This window comes from Cellulomonas flavigena DSM 20109 (assembly GCF_000092865.1).
GTDB classification, from domain to species: domain Bacteria; phylum Actinomycetota; class Actinomycetes; order Actinomycetales; family Cellulomonadaceae; genus Cellulomonas; species Cellulomonas flavigena.
In genome coordinates, this window is record NC_014151.1 from 432,060 (window position 1) to 450,900 (window position 18,841).

The window sequence follows — 18,841 nt, forward strand, 5'->3', positions numbered from 1 at the left end:
GTCACGGGAGGACGCCCTGGTCGCCCAGCGCGTGGACGTCGACGAGGCCCCGGACGAACGTCGCGAAGTCCGGCGCGAGGGCCAGGACGCGGTAGTCCAAGTCCTGGTCGACGTGCACCACCGCGGGCTCGCCCCGCGGGCCGCAGTGGCGGTAGTCGAGCATGACGAGGTCGTGCCCCGCGCTCGGTGTGTCGGCGACGACGACCCCGAGGTCGGGGTAGCCCCACTCCTCGCGCCAGAACCAGGTGGAGAAGGCCCCGAGCAAGGAGTGGGGAGCCGTGCGACCGATCGCGTAGAGGGCGACGACCTCCACGAGGTCGTCCGCCCGTCCGAGACCGTCACCGACGAAGGCCGTCCGCGCCAGGGCGCCCCCGTTGCGCACCTGCGCCAGCTTGACGTAGGAGTCCGGCAGGCGCACGCCGAGCTGAGCCTCGACCTCGCGGACGAGAGCCTCGCCCGGCGGGCCCTCGGTGTAGCTCTCACGGGACCAGTCGCTGTCGGTCCAGAGCGCGTCCAGATCCAGGCCCAGCCAGTGCCCGCGCGTCCGTGGCGCGTCCATGCCGCCATGCTTCCACGGTGGGGGGGCGTCCGCGTCCAGCCGGGTCCGCCGCTCGTGGTGGACGGGCCCGTCGGTGCCGTCCGGCGCGGTCCTCCTGCAGGCGTGAAGGCTTCGGGTCGGCGGACCCTCAGCCTGCGGTGCTGACGAGCAGGCCGTCGACGGTCACCTCGACGACGCAGGCCGCGAGGTCGGGGACGACCACGTGCGCTGCGTCCAGGGCGTGGGCCGGGTGCGAGGTGGCCACCCCGAGCACGTGCGCCCCCGCTGCACGTCCCGCCTCCAGGCCGGCTGGTGCGTCCTCCACGACGAGGCACCGGCGAGGGTCGACGCCGAGCAGGCGGGCCGCGTCCAGGTATCCCTGCGGGTCGGGCTTGCCCAGCCGGACGTCCTCCGCCGCCACCAGCACGTCGGGCACCGGGAGCCCTGCGGCGGCCAGCCGCGCACGCATCAGCGACTGCGACCCCGACGTCACCGCGGCCCATCGACCGGACGGGAGGCGCGACAGGAGCTCTTCCGTGGCGGGGAGCGCGATCACGCCGTCGAGGTCCGCCAGCTCGAGACGCTCCAGCTCGGCGACCGCCGCGCCGCACTGGCCGCTCGGCAGGAACTCGGCCACCGTGTCCTCCGAGCGACGCCCGTGGCAGACCCGGAGCACCTCCTCCGCGTCGATCCCGCGGGCAGCGGACCACGCCCGCCACGAGCGCCCGACCGCAGCGGTCGAGTCCACCAGTGTCCCGTCGATGTCGAACAGGATCGCGTCCACCTCGAAGCGCATACGGAGCAACCTACGGGCGTTGCCCGGCGCCGCGGTCTGCTCTGTCGTCGCGCGGTGGCAGGGCTCAGGGGTGAGCGAGCGCTCGTGCGACGGACCTCGCCTCGCGATCGGAGACGACCCACAGCGCCCACGGCACGCGCTGGACGTCGAACTCCACCACGACGGCGGGCGTGAAGCGAGACGTCTCTGCGAACGCAGGCTGTCCGTCCCACGTCCTGCAGACGGGCGCGTTGGTGTACAGCGGGCGCTCGATGAGCTGGAGGAGCAACGGAGGCTCGATGAGTTCCTCGACCCTGCTCCGCGTCGGCCTGTCGATGACGCGGACGCCGGTGATCGCATCGCGTGCAGCACGTGGCGCGGGGCGCCAGTAGAAGGCGCCGCGCCGCTCGAGCCAGCTCATCCGGACGCGGACCTCGGTGGCGGTCACGCGAAGTCGGGCCATGGCGTAGATCCTGCCGCCTGCCAGGACGTGACCGCCCATGGGGCTGGAGGAACTCGTCCCCTTCTTCCCACCGCCGCGCGCTCAGCCGGCACCCGACGGGTCCGGGACTCGTCCAGATCGACGGGTGACGACCGTCCGCTCCCTCTTCCCGGCGGTCCCAGGTCCGACTGCCGCGGACGTGCGGCTGCGACCGCGGCGACGCGCTCACGGGAGGCGCAGCGCGAACCCAGAGTGCCGGCTCTCCGCGCTGTCCTGCCCAGTGACCCTGCGTCGTCCCGAGCCGTCAGGCGTCGTCCCACGGGATCGGACCAGAGGCGTCCTGCCTCGAGGGGCCGAGCTGACGGCGGGCGCCGCGGCGGTCGACGTCTCGGGGCTCGAGCTGCTGATCACTATGTTGGTCGCGGCTCCGCAAATCGGTGAAGCCGCAGAACAGCAGGAGGATGAATGTCGAGAACCTGGCGAGCCCGGACGTGGCGGCTCGGCGCAGCTGTCACGCTTGTCGCGTCTGTCCTCGGGGTCGGTGTGTCCACGGCCGCCGAGGCGTCAGCGGTGTGCGTGCCGGACCAAGCCGTTCCGGACAACACCGTGAAGTTCGACAACTGCTCCGGTCTGGCACCGACGCAACTCATGGCGCTGCTCAACGCGACGGACGCAGCGGCCGAGGGCAACATCCTCAACCCGGACGACCGGTTCTTCGCCAACACGCAGTGGCTCGGATGGATCGACGTCACCACGTCGCCCGGGGTCCTGCGGGGGCTCTGGCCGATCGACGCCGCCGGCAACTTCACGGGGGCGCTGACCGACGGCCACTATCGGAGCGTCGTGTACCCGTACAGCGGTTTCCTGTCGCCGAACTCACCGCGCGGCTACCGCGGGCTCCACGTCGAGATCTGGGACCGCCCGGAAGCCAGCGGTGGCCATTACTGGACCTACAAGAACGGTGCCGGACCGCGCGTGGTGAATACTCCCGTGCTGGAGTCCGGCAGGATCGTCCGGAGCTACCAGGCGACGCTGTGGCGGGCGGACGGCGCCACGACGGACTTCGTCGGCCGCAACGGCGTCACCGCGCAGCTGACGTGGTCCCCGTCGTACTCCCTGACCCCGACCGCCTTCAACATCACCACCACGCTGGGCGCGTCCGCTGACGTGAACTTCACCGGTGACGCCGGTGGCATGGCCCTGCTCATCAATCCGACCTGCGAACGTCCCGTCCAGAACGGGCTGTACGGCGGGTGCCCGACGCAAGGTGTCCTCGACAGCGGGATGCACTGGTTCCGCACCGCCGTCAGCGCGACCGACCTCTGCGGCCCTGTCCCGGCCGAGTGCGCGACGTACACGAGCTCGGACAAGTTCGTCGAGCTGAACAACGGAGCCATCCGCCCTGCCGCGCTGGGCCCGACGAACAGCTCCGCCTACAACCTGACCGCGTCCCCTGCCTTCAACAACACCGATCCGCATCTGGCGCTGAACCCGCAGACCTCGGTCTTCGCGTATCACTTCAACTACGTGCCGTCGCCGGGCAGTCCGCTCTCCGGCTTCGGATCCCTCGACCTTGCGCTCCGCCCGGCTGACCCAGCCAGGGGTCAGTGCCTCGGCCCGAACCGGGGCCAGATGCAGTTCGGCGTCGACCTGACGCACTGAGCCCGGGGGACGGCCCTCGCCGGTGGCGCTCGCGGAGGCCCGCCTGACGGCGAGGGTCGTCCGTCGCCGCGTTGGGTCCGGGGACTCGCCCAGGTCGTCGGGTGACGACCGTCCGCGCCCCTGCGCCCGGCCTACCGCAGGGCGCGCAGGTCGTCGAGGTCGCCGTCGAAGACGTTCATGTCGATGAACGACTCCTGGCCGTCGTACCCGTCGAGGCGGTCGCGGTTCGAGTACTGCCAGGGTGACCGTGCCGTCCTCCTCGGCCCACATCGCGACGGGCAGCACCACGTCCGCCCGGGCCGCCGACTCGGAGAGGAACAGGTCGGCGACGACGAGGAAGTCGAGCGCGTCGAGCCGGTCGGTGACCCGGCCCGCGTCGGGAGCGGACACGCCGACGTTCGACGCGAGCAGCAGCAGCGTCCGCACCCCGCCGGAGGTGCCGAGAGCGCGCAGCATCTCGGTGGCGGACACCCCCGGCCCCGGCAGGCGCGTCGGGTCGACGCCCCACACTCCCGCGACGTGGGCGCGGTCCGCGCGGTCGGCGAGCTTGCGGTACCCGGGCAGCTGGTCGGCCTTCTGCCCGTGCTCGCGCCCGCCCTGCCCGTTGCCCTGACCGGTGAGCGTCCCGTACCCCGAACCCGGGCGCCCCGGCAGCCCGAGCGCGAGCGCCAGGTTGACGAACGCCTGCGCGGTCGCCGTCCCCGACGCGTGCTGCTCGGCGCCCCGTGCCGTCACCACCATCGCGGTGGCCGCCGTCCCCAGCAGCTCCGCGACCGCCTCCAGGTCACGCGCGGGGACGCCCGTGATCCGCTCCACCCGGTCCGGCCAGTACCCGGTCACCGACTCGCGGACCGTCTCGAACCCCATCGTCCGCGCCGCGACGTACTCCTCGTCCACCCAGCCCCGGCGCACCACCAGGTGCAGCAGACCGTTGGCCAGGGCGGCGTCGGTGCCGGGGCGCGGCTGCAGGTGCAGGTGCGCCGCGCGCGCCGTGGCCGTGGTGCGCGGGTCGACGACCACGTGCCGGGCACCGCGCTCGCGGCCGGCTTCCAGGTGCTGGACGAGCGGCGGCATGGTCTCGGCCGGGTTCGCGCCGACCAGGAGCAGGACGTCGGCCAGGGCCAGGTCCGCGACGGGGAACGGCAGCCCGCGGTCGATCCCGAACGTGCGGGTGGCGGCGGCCGCGGCCGACGACATGCACCAGCGGCCGTTGTAGTCGATCGAGCGCGTCCGCAGCACCGTCCGGGCGAACTTGCCCAGCAGGTACGCCTTCTCGTTGGTCAGGCCGCCGCCGCCGAAGCACCCGACCGCGTCGCGGCCGTACCGCCGCTGCGTCGCCCGGACGGCCGCGGCGACGGCGTCGAGCGCCTCGTCCCACGTCGCCTCCCGCAGCGCCGAGGAGCGGTCACCGGCGAAGGTCCGCACGAGCGGGGTCGTGAGCCGCTCGGGGTGCGCGAGCAGGTCGGCCGCCGACCAGCCCTTGGCGCACAGTCCGCCTCGGTTCGTCGGGAAGTCCGCCGGGGTCAGCCGCACGTCGGGTCGCTCGTGCCCCGGGCGGCGCGACACGTGGAGCTCCATGCCGCACTGCAGCGCGCAGTACGGGCAGTGCGTCGCCACCGTCCGGACCGGTTCGGTGCCCGGCACGGCCGTCGGCGACGCGAGCTCCGGCCTCATCGCTCGATGGTGTGGTGCTCCGGTTACGCACGGTCCGCCGCGGCGTAACCGCCGCGTTTCAGGGCGGACGCGTCAGAGCAACGCCCATCGTCCGGAGGCCGCAGCAGCCATCGCCAGGACGGAGATCCTGCATCTCGCCCAGCGAGCCGACTGGGACGATGCGCTGGTCGGCGGTCCGGCCCGCACCTCCACGCGGCGCGTCCTTAGACGACGTACCAGGGCGGCCCGCCGGTGGCCGGTGGGTCCACCGCGTACGCCAGGTCGGCGCCGTGCTCGGAGATCGCGAGCAGTGACCACCGCGCAGGGTCGACCGCGTTCGTGGCCTCGATCCCGACCGGTGCGTCGGGACCGTACCCGTCCGGCCGGTGCAGGGTCGCGAGCGTGTACTCGAGGTCGTGCAGCGCCTCGAACGCGGTGACGAGGTGGGCGGGGAGCGGCCCGTCGGCGGTCCCTGCGACGCGCACCTCGAACTCGTCGTCCGGCGGCTCGAAGCCGGGGTGGTCGACGTGCGCGAGCCGCAGCGCGGGCGCGTCGAGCACCGCGGACCACAGGAGCAGTCCGTCGGCCCATGCACCGGCGTCGGGCTCGTCGCCCGGGCTGCTCGGTGCCCAGTGCAGGCCCAGGCCGTCGAGTGTCCGCCGGACCCAGTCGGCGTAGCGCAGGGTCGGGTCGGTCGTGCGGACCTCGTCGAGCCAGGCCCGCTCGCCGACGTGCACGTAGCCCTGCCGTTCGAGCGCTCGGAGCGTGTTGCGGCGGGCGTCGAGCACCTCGGTGGCGAGCCGGTGCGTGCGCGTCGCGACGAGCGACCCGACGCGGGCGTCGACGCGGAGCCGCGCGTGCTCCGTCACCGTGAGGCTGCCGCGTCGGTGACTGGTGCCGGGCTGCACGTGCATGAGGGCGATCCTCTCGCGGGCGTCAGGTTGTCAAGGGTGCTTGACACCGGCGCATCCAGTCAAGCATCCTTGTCCTGACAAGGACGCTTGACATCTGAGGTGGCCATGGAGAACGACGTCCGAGAGCTGCGGCTCGCCGCCGGTCTCTCGCAGCGCGAGCTGGCCGAGGCGCTCGGGGTCTCGCGCCAGACCGTCAACTCGATCGAGACGGGGCGCTACGACCCCTCGCTCCCGCTCGCCATCGCCATCGCCCGCCAGTTCCAGCGCGCCGTCGAGGAGATCTTCCATGTCGACTGACCGTTCCCCGATCGTCCGTCGAGCCGCGGCGGCCGCCGCCGTCTACGTGGCGGGGATCGCCCTGATCATCGTCGTCGGCCTGCTGCTCCAGGAGCACGGGCCGGGCAACATGGGCCGCGGGGTCCTCCAGGGCGCCGCGGTGGGGACGGTCGGCGCGCTGTTCATGCTCTGGCGCGCGACCCGCCGGCCCCCGCATGCCACGACGTTCGAGCGGGCCTGGACCCAGACGGGCGACGAGCGCGACGACGCCGTCCTCACCCGGGCCCTGGCCGTGCTCGGCCTGGCCACCCTGCCGATCACCAGCGCCGGGGCGATCGCCATCGCCTTCGGGGCGCCGGTCGAGATGGTGCTCGTGCTCCTGCTGACGACCCAGGTCGTCGTCGGGGCCGTGGCCTTCGTCGTCATCGCCCGCCGGAGCTGACCGCGGGTCCGGCCCAGGCGCCCGCCGGCGGGCCACGAGTGCCGCACCGTGCGCCGGCTCGACGCCGACTCAGTGCTCGGACGTTGCCGACGTCCCGTGCGCGCCCGGGCCCACGGACGACGGCCAGCGGTGGCTGCGCCACTCGTCCCACGTGGCGAACCCCACGGGAGGGTCGTCGACGGGTTCGCTGCCGTCGGTCTCGCCCCGGCTGGGGACCTGGAACGCCGCGGCCCAGGCCGCCAGCTCCTCGTCCGACATGTGCCACGTCGTGTGCGGCTCGTCGGCCTGGCGGCGGTCGATCCGCCGGCGCTGCTCGCCCGGGTCGAGGACGAGGTGGCGCAACCGCGTGTCGGCCCCGCGCTCCGCTGCGGCGTGCCGTAACGAGGAACGCTCGTCCCGGCTCCAGAGGCCGAAGTCGAGCACCACGTCGACGCCGAGCTCGAGGGCGCGCAGCGCGATCGCGATCAGCCGTCCCTCGATGACGGCGGTCGCGGACCGGGGGTTCGCGATCCGTAGAGGGCCTTGACCCACTCGTCCTTCGACAGACGCAGTGCTCCCACTTCGGCCTCGATGCGCCGCGCCTCCGTCGTCTTGCCCGTCCCCGGCAGGCCGACCATGAGGAACAGGGTGGGGCACATCGGTCCTCCGTCCCCGCGCGGGCCTGCCGTCGCGAGCAGGTTGCGGGTGAAGCGTGTGACGTCCCTGGCGACGACGTGGCCCATTCCAGGCGGCGACGTATCGGTCGTCAAGGGTGTCGACCACCGGTACGTCGCACGACGGGGTGCCGCCCGACGACCTTCCCCCCGTCGTACGCGACCCGGTCGCACCGGCGCCGCGCCACTCGGCGGGACGCCTGGGTGGCCGCCGGGGCGTGCCCCATCGGGCGCCGTGGGCTGCCCTGACGCCGGCCCGTGCGACCGGCACCCCGACCGGGTCGCCCGCCAACGTGGTGATCCTGGCGGGGACGGAGGCAGCGCATGGCGGGCAGGCCGGCATCGGCGCGCGAGCCGACCGCGCCGTCGGCCCCGGAGCGTCACGCGGAGCCGCGGGCGCGTGCGGCGGACCGTCCCCCGGTTCGTCCACCCGCACCGGCCCGTCCCCCGGTGCGGCCCCCCGCGACGACTGCGCCCCGCGCGCCGTTGGCCCCGTCCGCGGTGCTCGGCCTCCAGCAGGCGGTCGGGAACAAGCAGGTCGCCGCGCTGCTGGCGGGCGGTCGGGGCACAGCTGCCGGGGACCGGCCCCCCGCGACGCCGGACGCCGTCCCGGCACGCCCGCCGGACGCCGCCACGGTCCCCGGGCCCACCCGGCGTCCCGGCGCCGACGCCGGCGGTCACCTCGACGGCGAGCCGGTGGTGGACCTCGGTGGGGTCGCAGACCGCCCGGACCTCGCGGCGCCCGCCGCACGGATCCAGCAGGCGGCGCTCGCCGAGCAGGCGGTCGTGCGGACGACCGCGGCGACCCTGCGTGCCCAGGTCGACGCGGACGTCCTGGCCCGCGCCGCCGAGGTGAGGACGCGTACCGCGACCGAGGTCTCCGCGCTGGGCGGCCTCGTCGCAGGACGCAAGGCGGAGGTCTCGCAGCGAGCGAGGGCCGCGACAGGTGCACTCGAGGCGGTGACGGCTGCACAGAGTGCCCGGGCGCGCGCGTCGGCCGGTCCGGCGCGGCAGCAGCTCCAGCAGAGGGTCACGGCGAAGCGTGGCGAGGCGACGCGGGCAGCGACGGAGCAGGCGAACCTGGCGCAGGACGGCGGCGCACAGCAGTCGCAGCGCGCCGTCGAGACGTCAGCCGAGATCGAGGGTCGCATCACGGCCACCGCTCGGCAGAAGGCGGCCGCCTACCCCGGCGACGCCGACGTGCGCGACGCGGTGCACGAGGCGGTCACCGGGACGGCGCACGAGGTCGCCGCTGACATGGCGGCCAAGAGCCGCGACCTCGGGGCCGAGGCCCGCCGGACGGCCACCGAGCTGGCGACGTCGATCCGCCACGCCGGTGCCGATCTGGCGCAGGAGCTGGGCACCAGCACGGCGGAGGTCGAGCGCAGCCTGACGGACGCGGCCGGGACGACGGCCGACCAGATCTCCGGGATGGGCTCCGACCAGGCGGTGCGGCTGACCGCGGTCGGACGGCAGGCACAGTCGGCGCTCGACGGGCTGCGTACCGCCGCGGTCGCGCAGGTCCAGGCAGCCGGCCGGCAGACGCTGGACGCCGTCCAGGCGACCGGCGCCGACGCGAGGTCCGGCATCGACCACGCCGAGCAGGACGCGGTGGTCGAGCTGGCGACGGGCGCCCGGTCGGCCGTGGCGGCTCTCGCGTCGTCGCCCGGCCGTGGTCGCCCGGCACGCGACGACCTCGACGAGTTCGGCGAGCAGGTGAGCGCCGAGCTGCAGGGTGCGCGGGCGCAGACGACGACCGGTCTCACCGCGGCCGCCGACGCGGCACGCCGCCAGCTCGGTTCCCACGTCGGAGGGCTCGGCCAGGCCCTCGATGGGGGCCACGGCGTCGTCGACGCACAGGCGACCGCACTGCTCGGGTCGGCGGGCGAGGCCTTCGACGCCGCGCAGAGCGCGACCGACAGCGCGACCGGGACCGCGCTCGCCGAGCTGGCCGAGGCGCATGCCGGGGCGACGGACCAGTACGTCGGCGGTCTCGACGAGCAGGTCCGGACAGCGACGGGGACCTGGGCCGAGCAGCGTGAGCAGACCGTGGGCGAGATCGAGACGAACGTCGGCGACCAGCTCGCTGGGCACCGCGCTGCCGAGATGCGGGCGCCGCAGCAGCTGGACGACGCCGCACGCGAGGGGGCCGAGGCCGCCGAGGCGTCGATCTGGGAGCAGATCGGCGCGGGCATCTGGAACGCGATCAAGAAGTTCGGCGAAGGTCTCCTGTTCCTCCTCGTCCTGACCCTCGGGGTGTTCGGGCTGCTCCTCGCGCTCGGTCTCGTCGTGCTCTCCGTCAAGGGCTTCCTGATCGCCCTCGCGGTCGCTGGGCTCTGCCTGCTCGTGTACGCGGTCGTCACCGGGATCGCCGACCGGTGGGCGCAGTACCGACGCGTCTGGGGAGACCAACCCTGGTACGTCGACATCGGCGCTGCGCTCGGCATCACCGTGCTGTCCGTCGGGGGCGCGTTCGGCGTCACGCAGCTCCTCGAAGGGGTCAGCGGCTACGACTTCGTCTCGTTCGAGGGGTTGAGTCCTCAGCAGCGTGCGGAGCGCATCACCGAGGGCGTCCTCACGATCGCCACGATCCTGCTGTTCCGCAGCGTCGCCAAGCGTGCCGGGCCGATCGGCGAGGGCCTCACCGCTCGTGGCCGGGGGGTCGTGGAGTCGATCGCGGACCTGTTCCGGCGTCCCGGCGAACGGCGACCCGTCACCGACGAACCCGTGGTGGACGAGCCGGCCGTCGTGCCCGATGCGTACGCCCGGCTCGGCGAGCGCTTCCGGCTCAGCGCGGACACCGTCGAAATGATGCGCGACAGCCGGGCGGACCCGGCCGTGCTCGAGGCGCTCCTCTCCCGCGGCCTCGACGGTGAGCGCGTGGCGCTCGCGGCGAGCGACCACGGCGCCCTCGGTCTGTCCCTGCTCGATGCGCTCACGCGGGCCGGCGTCACCGAGGGCGTCGCGATGCAGGTCCTGCAGGACGCGGCGGCGCTGGGCAGGCTCCCGGAGGCCGAGGCCCTGTCCCGCTCGGGCGTGCTGGCACGGCTGCTCGCGCGCCGGGGACCGGAGGAGGTCGTGCTGCTCGTCGACCAGCTCGGCGTGCCCGGCGTGGAGATCGTCGACGGGCTCGCCCGGACGGGCGTGAGCGACGCCGTCGCCACGGACGCGGCGATGATCGCGCAGCGCATCGGGGCGATCGCCGAGGTCCGTCAGCTGGCGACCAGCGGCAACCTGGAGAACCCGGCCGGGTTGCGCGCGTTCCTGCGGGAGGTCGAGCTGGAGGTGCGGGCCGGTCAGCGTGGCAAGCTGGTGAGCCTCCAGGAGGCGGCCCGCCGGTCCGAGAGCGGGCGTGTGGCTCTCGAGCAGTCCGGTGAGGCGCGCACCGAGGACGGCGCGGCGAGCGGGGCGGACGTCATCGACCACGGTGCGCGCGAGGCCCTCCAGCAGAAGGTCGTGACGGGCGCGTCCCGACCCGACGCCGTCAACCCGGTGACCGTGAACCTCGAGAAGGCGGCGAGCCAGCTCCGTGGGGAGTCCGGCGAGGTGCCCCCCGCGGGTTACGCCCGCATCGCCGACATCCGGATCGAGAACCCGGCGAACGCGATGTTCCCCCTCGAACGTGCCGCGCTCCTCGAGGCGCTGCGCAACGACGGCGTGGACGCCGCGGTGCTCCGAGGCGTGGACCGCGTCCACGTCACGAACGGCACGGGCACCCACGTGTACACCCCCGGCGAGTTCTGACAGGGTGATCGGGCGATGGACAACCTCTGGGTCACCTCGGGCGACGACCTCGTGACGTGGGTCGCGGACCTGACGGCGGTGCGGGACGACGCGCCGGCCCTGCTCGGATGGCTCCGCACGATCCTGGCGGCAGGTGAGCGCGAGGCCGTCTACGAGGTGCTCGAGGCGCCGCTCGCGGGCTTCCGGGTCGAACGCGACGGCCCCTTCGCCGAGCATCTCGGGCGCCGGTTCGACCGCGACGGCGTCGTCGACCTCGGCCACTTCGCCACGTCAGGCACGCGTGTCGTCGACGGGCGCCGGCTCCGGGTGACCGCGACGCTCGCCTACGTCGAGGGCGGCGTCGTCGTCGACCGACCTGTCGAGAACCTCGGCGCGCTGCTGCGGCGACTGCACCCGACTCTCCTCGACGAGGGGGCAGGCCACATGGTCGACTGCCCGCCGATCGACGTGCGCGGGACCGAGGTGGACGTCCGCGGCACCGGCGGACGGTCCCGACGTCGCACGGAGGTGCGCTTCGCGCTGCGCAGCGATCTCTGGTACCCGTACGTCGTCGGGCTCCTCGCACCGACGTCCGACGCCGAGCGGCGGCACGACAACCGCCCGCTCGCTCTGCGGCACACGCCCCGGCTCAACGCGTTCCTCGGGGCCGCGCGCAGCGCCACCCTCGCGCTCGGAGGGCGGTGGGAGCTGGAGGAGCAGGCTCGTCTTGCGTTCCCCGGGGCCGTCACCGAGCACGGCATCGACCTGGACGGAGATCCGCCGGCTCTCCTCTGACGGTCGACGCCGGCGACCGGCAGGTCGGCGTGGAGACGTCCCGTCGTGCTCGACGTCGATCGCGACGGGCAGGAGGTCGCGGGAGTGTGGTGAACGTTCCACGTGGTGTCCGTGCGCTGCGGGTGGCTGCGGTGCGCACCGTGGGAGCGTGCGGGCATGGACGGAGCCAAGCCCCTCGCCCTCGGTGTCGCGGCGCTCGTCGCCGTCGTCGGTCTGCTCGTCGCGTCGCAGGGCGAGGCCGGCTCGTCGGGGGCGTCTGCGTCGTCCGACGTGCGCCTCGCGGGTCCCGGGCCGGCGCTGCCGGCGCCGCCGGTCTCGGAGGGCACCGCGCCGCCGTGCGGAGCGGCGGACCTCGACGTCGCTGTCGAGGCCGTGGAACGCGCCATGGGCGACGGCCTGGCGCGCGTGCGTGCGGTGAACCGCACCGCCCGGGCCTGCACGCTCGCGGGCACGCCGCCGCTGACCCTCGACCAGGACGGCCCGCTCACCCTCGTCCTCGAGCACCCGTCGGACCTGCCGCCCACGGGCGACGCGCCGGCTGAGGTGCGCCTCGAGCCGCGCGCGTCGGCGGTGGCGCAGCTCGCCTGGCCCGGCCACGGGGCCGCCGCGGACCCCACGACCCCGCAGACCCTCGGCGTCGGCGTGGCGGACGGTTCCGTGGTCACCGCCCTGCCCGGACCGCCGGGGCTCGAGGCGCCGTTCGACGTGGTCGACGGTGCAGCCATGACCGTCGGGCCGTGGCAGCCGGTCGGGTACGGCCCGTCCCACACGGACGAGCCGGCCCTGGAGCCGGGCACCTGGGACGCCTGCCCGGCCGAGGACCTCGTCGCGACCGTGGACGGGCCGCACTCGTCCTCGGGGAGCGGCGCACGCGACGAGGAGGCGCCCACCGGTCTGGTGTGGCTGACGCACATCGGCCTGCGGCCGTGCACCGTGCCGCACGCGTCCAGCCTCCAGCGCGAGAGCGACGGCTTGGTGGCGGCGCGCCTCGACCACCTCGAGCCCGGGCAGGTCGCGGCCCTGCGACCCGGCGACGCGGTCGGTGCGCGACTGCCGTGGTCGGCCGTCGAGCCCGTGCTCGCCGCGCCCGCGCAGTGGTCGGTGCAGGTCGGTCGCACGGGTGAGGCAGTCCCGTTCGTCGTGGACGGCGGCCCTGCGGCATAGGTACGGGCGCGACGCTGCTCGGCGCCGGTCGCCCTGCACTTGTCCTCGGGTCCCGGGGTCGGCCGTGAACCCGAGGGTCAGCCCAGGACCGCGTCCGCCTCGACCCCGACGAGGAGGCGGGGGTCGATCAGCGCGCTGACCTCGACCATCGAGGACGCAGGCCGGACGTCGGCGAAGAACTCCCCGTGCGCCCGACCGACCTCCTCCCAACGGCTGATGTCGGTCACGTACATGCGGGTGCGGACCACGTCGCCCAGGCCGGCTCCGACCTGCTCGAGGGCCGCCTCGATGCGTCGGACGGCTTCCCGCGTCTGCTCGGCGATGTCGTCACCACCTACGGGAGCGCCGTCCGGGCCGGCGGCCGTGGTTCCGGCCACGCTGACCCAGGCGCCGACCCGCAGTGCGTCGTCCGCGAGCGCGGGGTAGAGATCCGTCAGGTGCCGGCAGATGCGCGAGGCGTCCTGCCCGACGCTCGCGCCGGGCTCCAGGGCGACCCTCCCGACCTCGCGGCTCATGTGGGACACCGCCGCCTCGAGCTCCCGGCGCGTCCAGGGCGGGTCGACCTCACCGGGCCGCTCGTCCGGCGCCAGGCGCAGCTCTCGTCCGGCGTCGCGGCCCATCGACCTGTGGACCGCGATGCTCAGCTCGACGTCCACCGGTCGTCGGTCGTCGTCGTCCTCGGACGGCCGGATCACCCGTGCGTCAGGTGCAGGCGGTGTCGGGCGAGGTGGCGGCGGCGGAGGCGCCGGCGTCCGTGGGCGCCGGTTCGTACAGTCCTGCTGCCACCATGCCGCCGCCAGGGAGGCTGCGCCCGCCACGATGAGGGCGGTGCACCACCAGGGTGCTCCCCTCGTGACCGTGAGCCAGGCGCCGACGGTCAGCGCGGTCAGGAGCGCGGGTCGTCCGCGCCGGGGGCCGGGCATGGCGGCAACCTAGCGGTCGCGCGCCCGACGGCGCACCCGGCTCGTTGAACGTCCACCGGCGGAGCCATGTCCTCCTGCGCCGGTGGGGTGTCCGGTGATGTCCCAGTGCCACACCGGTTCGGCGCGTCGGCCCGGAAGTGGCGCAGCACGGGGTACGAGAGCCTGGCCCGAACGCAACGAGACCGGCCGCGCCGGCGTTCAGTCGAGCGCCTCGTACTCCGCCGACGGTTCGACGAGATGTGGGTGCGAGATCCAGTACCTGTCGCCGTGGATGTCCCGCATCGCCCAGTGCCATGCTTCGTCATGGAAGACGAGTCCTCGGTGAGGTGCCTCGACCGCCTCGAAGGGGTACCGGTGGGCGGCCGCGATCTCCGCCTGGACCGCATCGAGATTCCCGTGACGCTGCCTCACCCACGCGTAGCGGCGCCGCTCGTCCTGCAGGTACCGGACGTACTCGTCCTCGGTCCAGTCCGCCATGCCGGCAGCCTAGGACCCGGCTCCTGCCGACGACGGCGCCGACGATGGCGCTACCGCCACGACGGCCGACGTCGACGGCTGCGGGAGCGGTGTGTCATCCGATGGTGCAGGACCTCGGGTACGTCGGCCAGGACGGGGTGCCCCGCAGGGGACAGCCCTGCCCTGCTACGGTCCCGAGGATGATCCTCTGGCTCAACGGGCCGTTCGGCGTGGGCAAGTCGACGTGTGCCCGCCTGCTGCTCCAGGGTGACTCGCAGGCCCGCCAGTACAACCCCGAACGACTCGGCTGGTTGATCCGACGCACGGTGGGTCGTGTTCGTCCGGGCGACTTCCAGGACCGTCCGGTCTGGCGCAGAGGCGTGGTCCACGGTGCCCACCGAGCGGCCCGGCGGACGCCGACGCTCGTCGTCCCCATGACCCTGCTGCGCGCGGACTACGCGGACGAGATCCTGGGCGGTCTGCGCGCGGCGGGTCACGAGGTCGTCCACGTGACGCTGCACGCCTCGCACGAGGCTCTGGTCGACCGCATCGAGAACGACACGGACGACCCTGGGGCCCGGAGCTGGCGACTCGATCAGGCATCCCGCTACTTCGAGGTCGCCGACCGCCTGGCAGCGCTCGGCCCGCAGGTCGACACCGAGGGCCGTGCGGCACACGAGGTGGCGGCCGCTGTCGTCACTGCCGCAGAGAGGACGAGGAGCGCATGAGCGACACGCGATTGACCGACGCCGACGTCACGCTGCTGCGCCGGCCGCTGCACGGGTTCCTCACCGTCGCGGCGGGGCCCGTGCCGCCCCAGCCGCGGCCGGTGTGGTTCGAGCTCGCCGACGACGGCACCGTCCAGCTGTTCACCGAGGCCGGCGCCCTCAAGGTTCGCCGCCTGCGCAAGGACCCGCGCGCGTCGCTCGTCGTCGCTGCGCCGGTCGGGGAACGTGAGCACTGGGTGTCGGTCTCGGGGCACGTGACGATCGAGCCCGACGGTGCGCACGACCTCGCGAAGCGGCTCGCCGCCCGGTACTGGGACCTGGGCGACCCGGTCCGTGCGCAGGACCTCGCGGGGATCCTCGCGGACGAGCAGCTGCGGATCGTCCTGCACCCGGACGACGTCCGCAGCTTCGCGTACTGACCGACGGCGCCCGGGGCCGATCGACCCGTCATGCCGATGACCCTCGGTGTAGGAACTCGTCACAGTTGTCCGACGCTCGCCGGTCTGACCTGCTGTGGGACGAGTACGTCAGGCGGCGTGCGTCTCACGTGGTTGTCCGAATCCTCAGTCGGGCACCGCGGGATGCCCGAGTCTCGTCTCGCTGATCCGCCCCAGCCACCAGGTGCCACCAGGTTCCGCCAGTGGCGTCCCTGATAGTGGTGCAGCCGCGGGGCCGTGGTCGTCGTAGACGACGGCGTGGCCAGAAAGCACAAGGGGTGCTGTAGGAACTCACACAGCCTGTCCGGTGCTCGGCACCGTGACCTGCTTGGCGACACGAACGCGAGACAGCCGCGTTCTCACCTTCCTGTCCGAATCCTCGTGAACCTGACGGCGCACGGAGCCGGGCCAGGGATCGCAGGAAGGTCACGGGGTGCGTCCTGCGCGGGCCGCTCAGCTCGCGGCGGTGGACCGCTCGAGCGGTAGGCCGGCGGCGTACCAGTCGGCCTTGCCGCCGGTGTAGACCCGGACGTCGCTGTAGCCCAGGCGCTGGAGCGCGGCGGCGGTGACCTTCGAGCGCCCGCAGCCGGGCCCGGAGCAGTAGACGACGACGGTGCGTCGCGGGTCCGGTGCGATGCGCGATGCCTCGCCCGGCGTGAGTTCCCCGGGCACGTTGATCGCGCCGGGCAGGTGCTCGCGGGCGTAGTGAGCTGCGGGCAGCGCCTCGATGAGGACCGCGGCGTCGTCCTCGACGAGCTGGACGAGCTCGTCGCGCGTGACGGTGCGCGTCATCCGCAACCACCACCGCAGCCGCAGCTGGTGCCGCAGGCGCTGGCGGCCGCGGCCCGCCGCCGACGCAGCCACAGGCCGACACCGATCACGGCGCCGACGAGGAGCGCGACCCCGAGCGCGACGGCTTCGCCGCCGGCGAGGAAGGCGCCGAGGCCCGCGACGAGCCCGCCGGCGGCGATCAGCGGCAGCGAGCAGGCGATGGCACAGGCCAGGACCACGCCGATCCCGGCCAGCGCGCCCTTCTTCTTCATCGCGCTCTTCGGGGTGGCGGTGTCGTGGTCGTGCAGGGTCGGGGCGTTCATGACTCTCCTTCTCGGGTCCGGGCAGGGGGCATCGCGGCCAGAACCCAGGACGGGTGGCCGGTCGTGGTGGATCCAGTGCGGCTAGGGGGCGATGCCGAACATGGCGGCGACGACGTCTGCGGCGCCGGGGGGCGCCTGGACCTCGAGGCGGACCTGGCCGGTGGTCATCTGGATGGTGAAGGTGAAGAACGTGCAGCAGTCCTGTTCCGCTGCGGCCAACCGGGCGACCTCCGCGGCGAGAGCCGGCGACGCCGAGAACGTCAGCGCGATGCCCCCGGCGACGTGCTCTCGCAACGTGGCCCGGGCGACGAGGGCTTGCCAGTCCGAGATCCGGTCGGGGACCGACCCGGCGTCCAACGAGCACGCGATCACCGGCTCATCCGACGCAGGAGCCGGCCCCCGCGTGAGCGGCACGAACGTGCGCCGGTCGGCCAGGGGCGCCGGTGCGGCGGTCGCGCACGGGCATCCGTCGCCGCACGGGCCGGCCGCGGGAGCCTCGGCCAGGCGAGCAGCGACCGTCTGCAGCTGCGCGGCCAGCGCGACGAGCTCCCCGATCAGGGTCTGGGTCTCGGCGAGGCGCTGGGCGACCATCTCCACGACCTGGTGAGCGACCGTCGAGCAGTCCTCGACGTCGTAGGCCTTCACCAGCTCCGCGACGTCGGCCAGCGGGATGCCCAGGTTCTTCGTCGCGGTGATGAAGCGCAGTCGCGCCAGGTCGGCGTCGTCGTAGGTCCGGTACCCGTTCCCGCCGCGCGTCGGCGGCTCGATGAGGCCGATGTCCTCGTAGTAGCGCAACGTCGTCGCCGGCACCCCGACCAGCTCGGCTGCTGCAGCGATGCGGTAGGTCATGCCGTGACCGTAAACCTTCGACCCGGATCGAAGGTCAAGCGCCGCATCAGCCGCCATCCGCCAGCGCCGCGGCCCGACTCAGGCATGCTGTGAGCGCGCCCCGCTCTCGCGGGTGCATGAACGCCTGGGACGTGGGAGGACGCTGGCCATGGGCCGTGCCGTGCAGTGGTGGGACGAGAAGCAGATCCCGCTGTATGTGGCGGCGATCGCTGCCGGCGCCGTCCTCGGGCTGGCTGCCCCCGGCCTCGGGCCCGAGCTCGAGCACACGATCAACCCGGTCCTGGCGCTGCTGCTGTTCGCGACCTTCCTCGGCGTGCCGCTGATCGAGGTCGGACGCGCGTTCCGCGACGTCCGCTTCCTCGCCACCGTCCTCGTCGCGAACTTCGTGGTCGTCCCGGCGGTCGTCTACGGGCTGTCCCGGTTCGTCGCCGACGACCGCGGACTGCTGCTCGGCGTCCTGCTCGTGCTGCTCACCCCGTGCATCGACTACGTCATCGTGTTCACCGGACTGGCCGGCGGAGCGCGGGCCCGCCTGCTCGCAGCCGCACCGCTGCTCATGGTCGCCCAGATCCTGCTGCTGCCCGGCTACCTCTACCTGTTCGCCGGCGGTGACGTCCTGTCCGTGGTCGACGTCGGCCCGTTCGTCGAAGCGTTCCTCGTGCTCATCGTCCTGCCTCTGGCAGCAGCCGCCGCCGTCCAGGCGCTCGCTCGCCGGCACCGGGCCGGGCAGGTGACCGAGTCCGTCACAGCCCAAGCGATGGTGCCGCTGATGATGGCCACCCTCGCCGTCGTGATCGGATCCCAGATCGCCGCCGTCGGCGACCAGGTCACCGAGCTCGTGCGCGTGGTGCCGCTCTACGTGGCGTTCGTCGTGCTGGCCGTCGCCGTCGGCCTGCTCGCCGGCCGGCTGACTCGGCTCGACGTCCCCGCCACCCGCGCGGTCATGTTCGCCACCGCGACCCGCAACTCCCTGGTCGTCCTCCCGCTCGCCCTGGCGCTGCCCGCCTCCCTCGCGATCGCGCCACTCGCCGTCGTTACCCAGACCCTCGTCGAGCTCGTCGCGATGGTTGTCCTGGTTCGCCTCGTCCCGCGACTGACACCCACCAGTCACCCGACACCGACGGTGCTGACCGGCACGCCCTGACTGCCCCGACGGGCACTCACGCCACACGACGCGAAGAACGCCACGCCTATGACAGGTCGGCGCGAAAGTGACAGCCCCGGTGCAAACCCACACCATGCCGCGGGATCGGGGCGTCTTGCCGCGGGATCGGGGCGTCTTGCCGCGGGATCGGCGCGTCTTGCCGCGGGATCGGG

Annotated in this window: 18 protein-coding genes and 1 pseudogene; 8 read left to right on the top strand and 11 right to left on the bottom strand. The window is 73.7% G+C overall.

Annotation, left to right across the window (positions count from 1 at the left end):
* Window position 1: 1 nt before the first annotated feature.
* From CFLA_RS02025 to CFLA_RS02055, 5 genes are all read right to left on the bottom strand, one after another.
* Window positions 2–559 (bottom strand): SMI1/KNR4 family protein, encoded by a 558-nt coding sequence (locus CFLA_RS02025; protein ID WP_013115653.1) that lies wholly within the window; start codon window positions 557–559, stop codon window positions 2–4.
* 127 nt (window positions 560–686) lie between these two features.
* Window positions 687–1,334 (bottom strand): HAD-IA family hydrolase, encoded by a 648-nt coding sequence (locus tag CFLA_RS02030; RefSeq protein WP_013115654.1) that lies wholly within the window; start codon window positions 1,332–1,334, stop codon window positions 687–689.
* 64 nt (window positions 1,335–1,398) lie between these two features.
* Window positions 1,399–1,776 carry a hypothetical protein gene (locus CFLA_RS02035; protein ID WP_013115655.1) on the bottom strand — a complete coding sequence of 126 codons (378 nt, stop codon included), beginning with the start codon at window positions 1,774–1,776 and terminating at the stop codon, window positions 1,399–1,401.
* Window positions 1,777–2,631: 855 nt separating this feature from the next.
* Window positions 2,632–5,091: a molybdopterin oxidoreductase family protein gene (locus tag CFLA_RS20805; protein WP_245530285.1), complete on the bottom strand. Its 2,460-nt coding sequence runs from the start codon at window positions 5,089–5,091 to the stop codon at window positions 2,632–2,634.
* Between the two features lie 203 nt (window positions 5,092–5,294).
* The gene (locus CFLA_RS02055; RefSeq protein ID WP_013115658.1) at window positions 5,295–5,984 is read right to left on the bottom strand and encodes a hypothetical protein; all 690 of its coding nucleotides are present in this window, start codon (window positions 5,982–5,984) and stop codon (window positions 5,295–5,297) included.
* Window positions 5,985–6,089: 105 nt separating this feature from the next.
* Between CFLA_RS02055 and CFLA_RS02060 the strand changes: the two genes are divergently transcribed.
* Together CFLA_RS02060 and CFLA_RS02065 are read left to right on the top strand one after the other, a co-directional pair.
* Window positions 6,090–6,281, top strand: a complete 192-nt coding sequence (locus CFLA_RS02060) for a helix-turn-helix transcriptional regulator (protein WP_013115659.1) — start codon at window positions 6,090–6,092, stop codon at window positions 6,279–6,281.
* The gene (locus CFLA_RS02065) at window positions 6,271–6,702 is read left to right on the top strand and encodes a hypothetical protein (RefSeq protein WP_013115660.1); all 432 of its coding nucleotides are present in this window, start codon (window positions 6,271–6,273) and stop codon (window positions 6,700–6,702) included. The genes CFLA_RS02060 and CFLA_RS02065 overlap by 11 nt, the downstream gene beginning before the upstream one ends.
* A gap of 69 nt (window positions 6,703–6,771) precedes the next feature.
* Here the strand turns inward: CFLA_RS02065 and CFLA_RS02070 are convergent.
* Window positions 6,772–7,424: pseudogene (locus CFLA_RS02070) on the bottom strand (P-loop nucleotide/nucleoside kinase family protein).
* A 432-nt stretch (window positions 7,425–7,856) separates the two neighbouring features.
* Here CFLA_RS02070 and CFLA_RS02075 point away from each other — a divergent pair.
* From CFLA_RS02075 to CFLA_RS02085, 3 genes are all read left to right on the top strand, one after another.
* Entirely contained in the window at window positions 7,857–11,099 is a 3,243-nt protein-coding gene (locus CFLA_RS02075) for a coiled-coil domain-containing protein (protein ID WP_043598695.1), read from the top strand.
* 15 nt (window positions 11,100–11,114) lie between these two features.
* Window positions 11,115–11,873 carry a hypothetical protein gene (locus CFLA_RS02080; protein ID WP_013115663.1) on the top strand — a complete coding sequence of 253 codons (759 nt, stop codon included), beginning with the start codon at window positions 11,115–11,117 and terminating at the stop codon, window positions 11,871–11,873.
* Window positions 11,874–12,029: 156 nt separating this feature from the next.
* A complete protein-coding gene (locus tag CFLA_RS02085; RefSeq protein WP_013115664.1) occupies window positions 12,030–13,037 on the top strand; it encodes a DUF4232 domain-containing protein in 1,008 nt (335 codons plus the stop codon).
* A 77-nt stretch (window positions 13,038–13,114) separates the two neighbouring features.
* Here the strand turns inward: CFLA_RS02085 and CFLA_RS02090 are convergent, their stop codons facing one another.
* Entirely contained in the window at window positions 13,115–13,693 is a 579-nt protein-coding gene (locus CFLA_RS02090; RefSeq protein WP_245530286.1) for a RidA family protein, read from the bottom strand.
* 465 nt (window positions 13,694–14,158) lie between these two features.
* Complete coding sequence (locus CFLA_RS02095) at window positions 14,159–14,437, bottom strand: hypothetical protein (RefSeq protein WP_013115666.1); 279 nt, start codon at window positions 14,435–14,437, stop codon at window positions 14,159–14,161.
* 179 nt (window positions 14,438–14,616) lie between these two features.
* On the opposite strand from CFLA_RS02095, the gene CFLA_RS02100 reads away from it, so the two are divergent.
* Window positions 14,617–15,144, top strand: coding sequence for an AAA family ATPase (locus CFLA_RS02100; protein WP_013115667.1), 528 nt, complete (start codon window positions 14,617–14,619; stop codon window positions 15,142–15,144).
* Window positions 15,141–15,563, top strand: coding sequence for a pyridoxamine 5'-phosphate oxidase family protein (locus CFLA_RS02105; RefSeq protein ID WP_013115668.1), 423 nt, complete (start codon window positions 15,141–15,143; stop codon window positions 15,561–15,563). Before CFLA_RS02100 ends, CFLA_RS02105 begins: the two co-directional genes overlap by 4 nt.
* 471 nt (window positions 15,564–16,034) lie before the next feature.
* Here CFLA_RS02105 and CFLA_RS02110 read toward each other — a convergent pair whose 3' ends face one another.
* The 3 genes from CFLA_RS02110 to CFLA_RS02120 form a co-directional block, all read right to left on the bottom strand.
* Window positions 16,035–16,373 carry a rhodanese-like domain-containing protein gene (locus CFLA_RS02110; RefSeq protein ID WP_013115669.1) on the bottom strand — a complete coding sequence of 113 codons (339 nt, stop codon included), beginning with the start codon at window positions 16,371–16,373 and terminating at the stop codon, window positions 16,035–16,037.
* The gene (locus tag CFLA_RS02115) at window positions 16,370–16,675 is read right to left on the bottom strand and encodes a hypothetical protein (protein WP_043598700.1); all 306 of its coding nucleotides are present in this window, start codon (window positions 16,673–16,675) and stop codon (window positions 16,370–16,372) included. The genes CFLA_RS02110 and CFLA_RS02115 overlap by 4 nt, the downstream gene beginning before the upstream one ends.
* An 81-nt stretch (window positions 16,676–16,756) precedes the next feature.
* Complete coding sequence (locus tag CFLA_RS02120; RefSeq protein ID WP_013115670.1) at window positions 16,757–17,524, bottom strand: MerR family transcriptional regulator; 768 nt, start codon at window positions 17,522–17,524, stop codon at window positions 16,757–16,759.
* Between the two features lie 148 nt (window positions 17,525–17,672).
* Here CFLA_RS02120 and CFLA_RS02125 point away from each other — a divergent pair, with 148 nt between their 5' ends.
* Window positions 17,673–18,668, top strand: a complete 996-nt coding sequence (locus tag CFLA_RS02125; RefSeq protein WP_013115671.1) for a bile acid:sodium symporter — start codon at window positions 17,673–17,675, stop codon at window positions 18,666–18,668.
* Window positions 18,669–18,841: the final 173 nt, after the last annotated feature.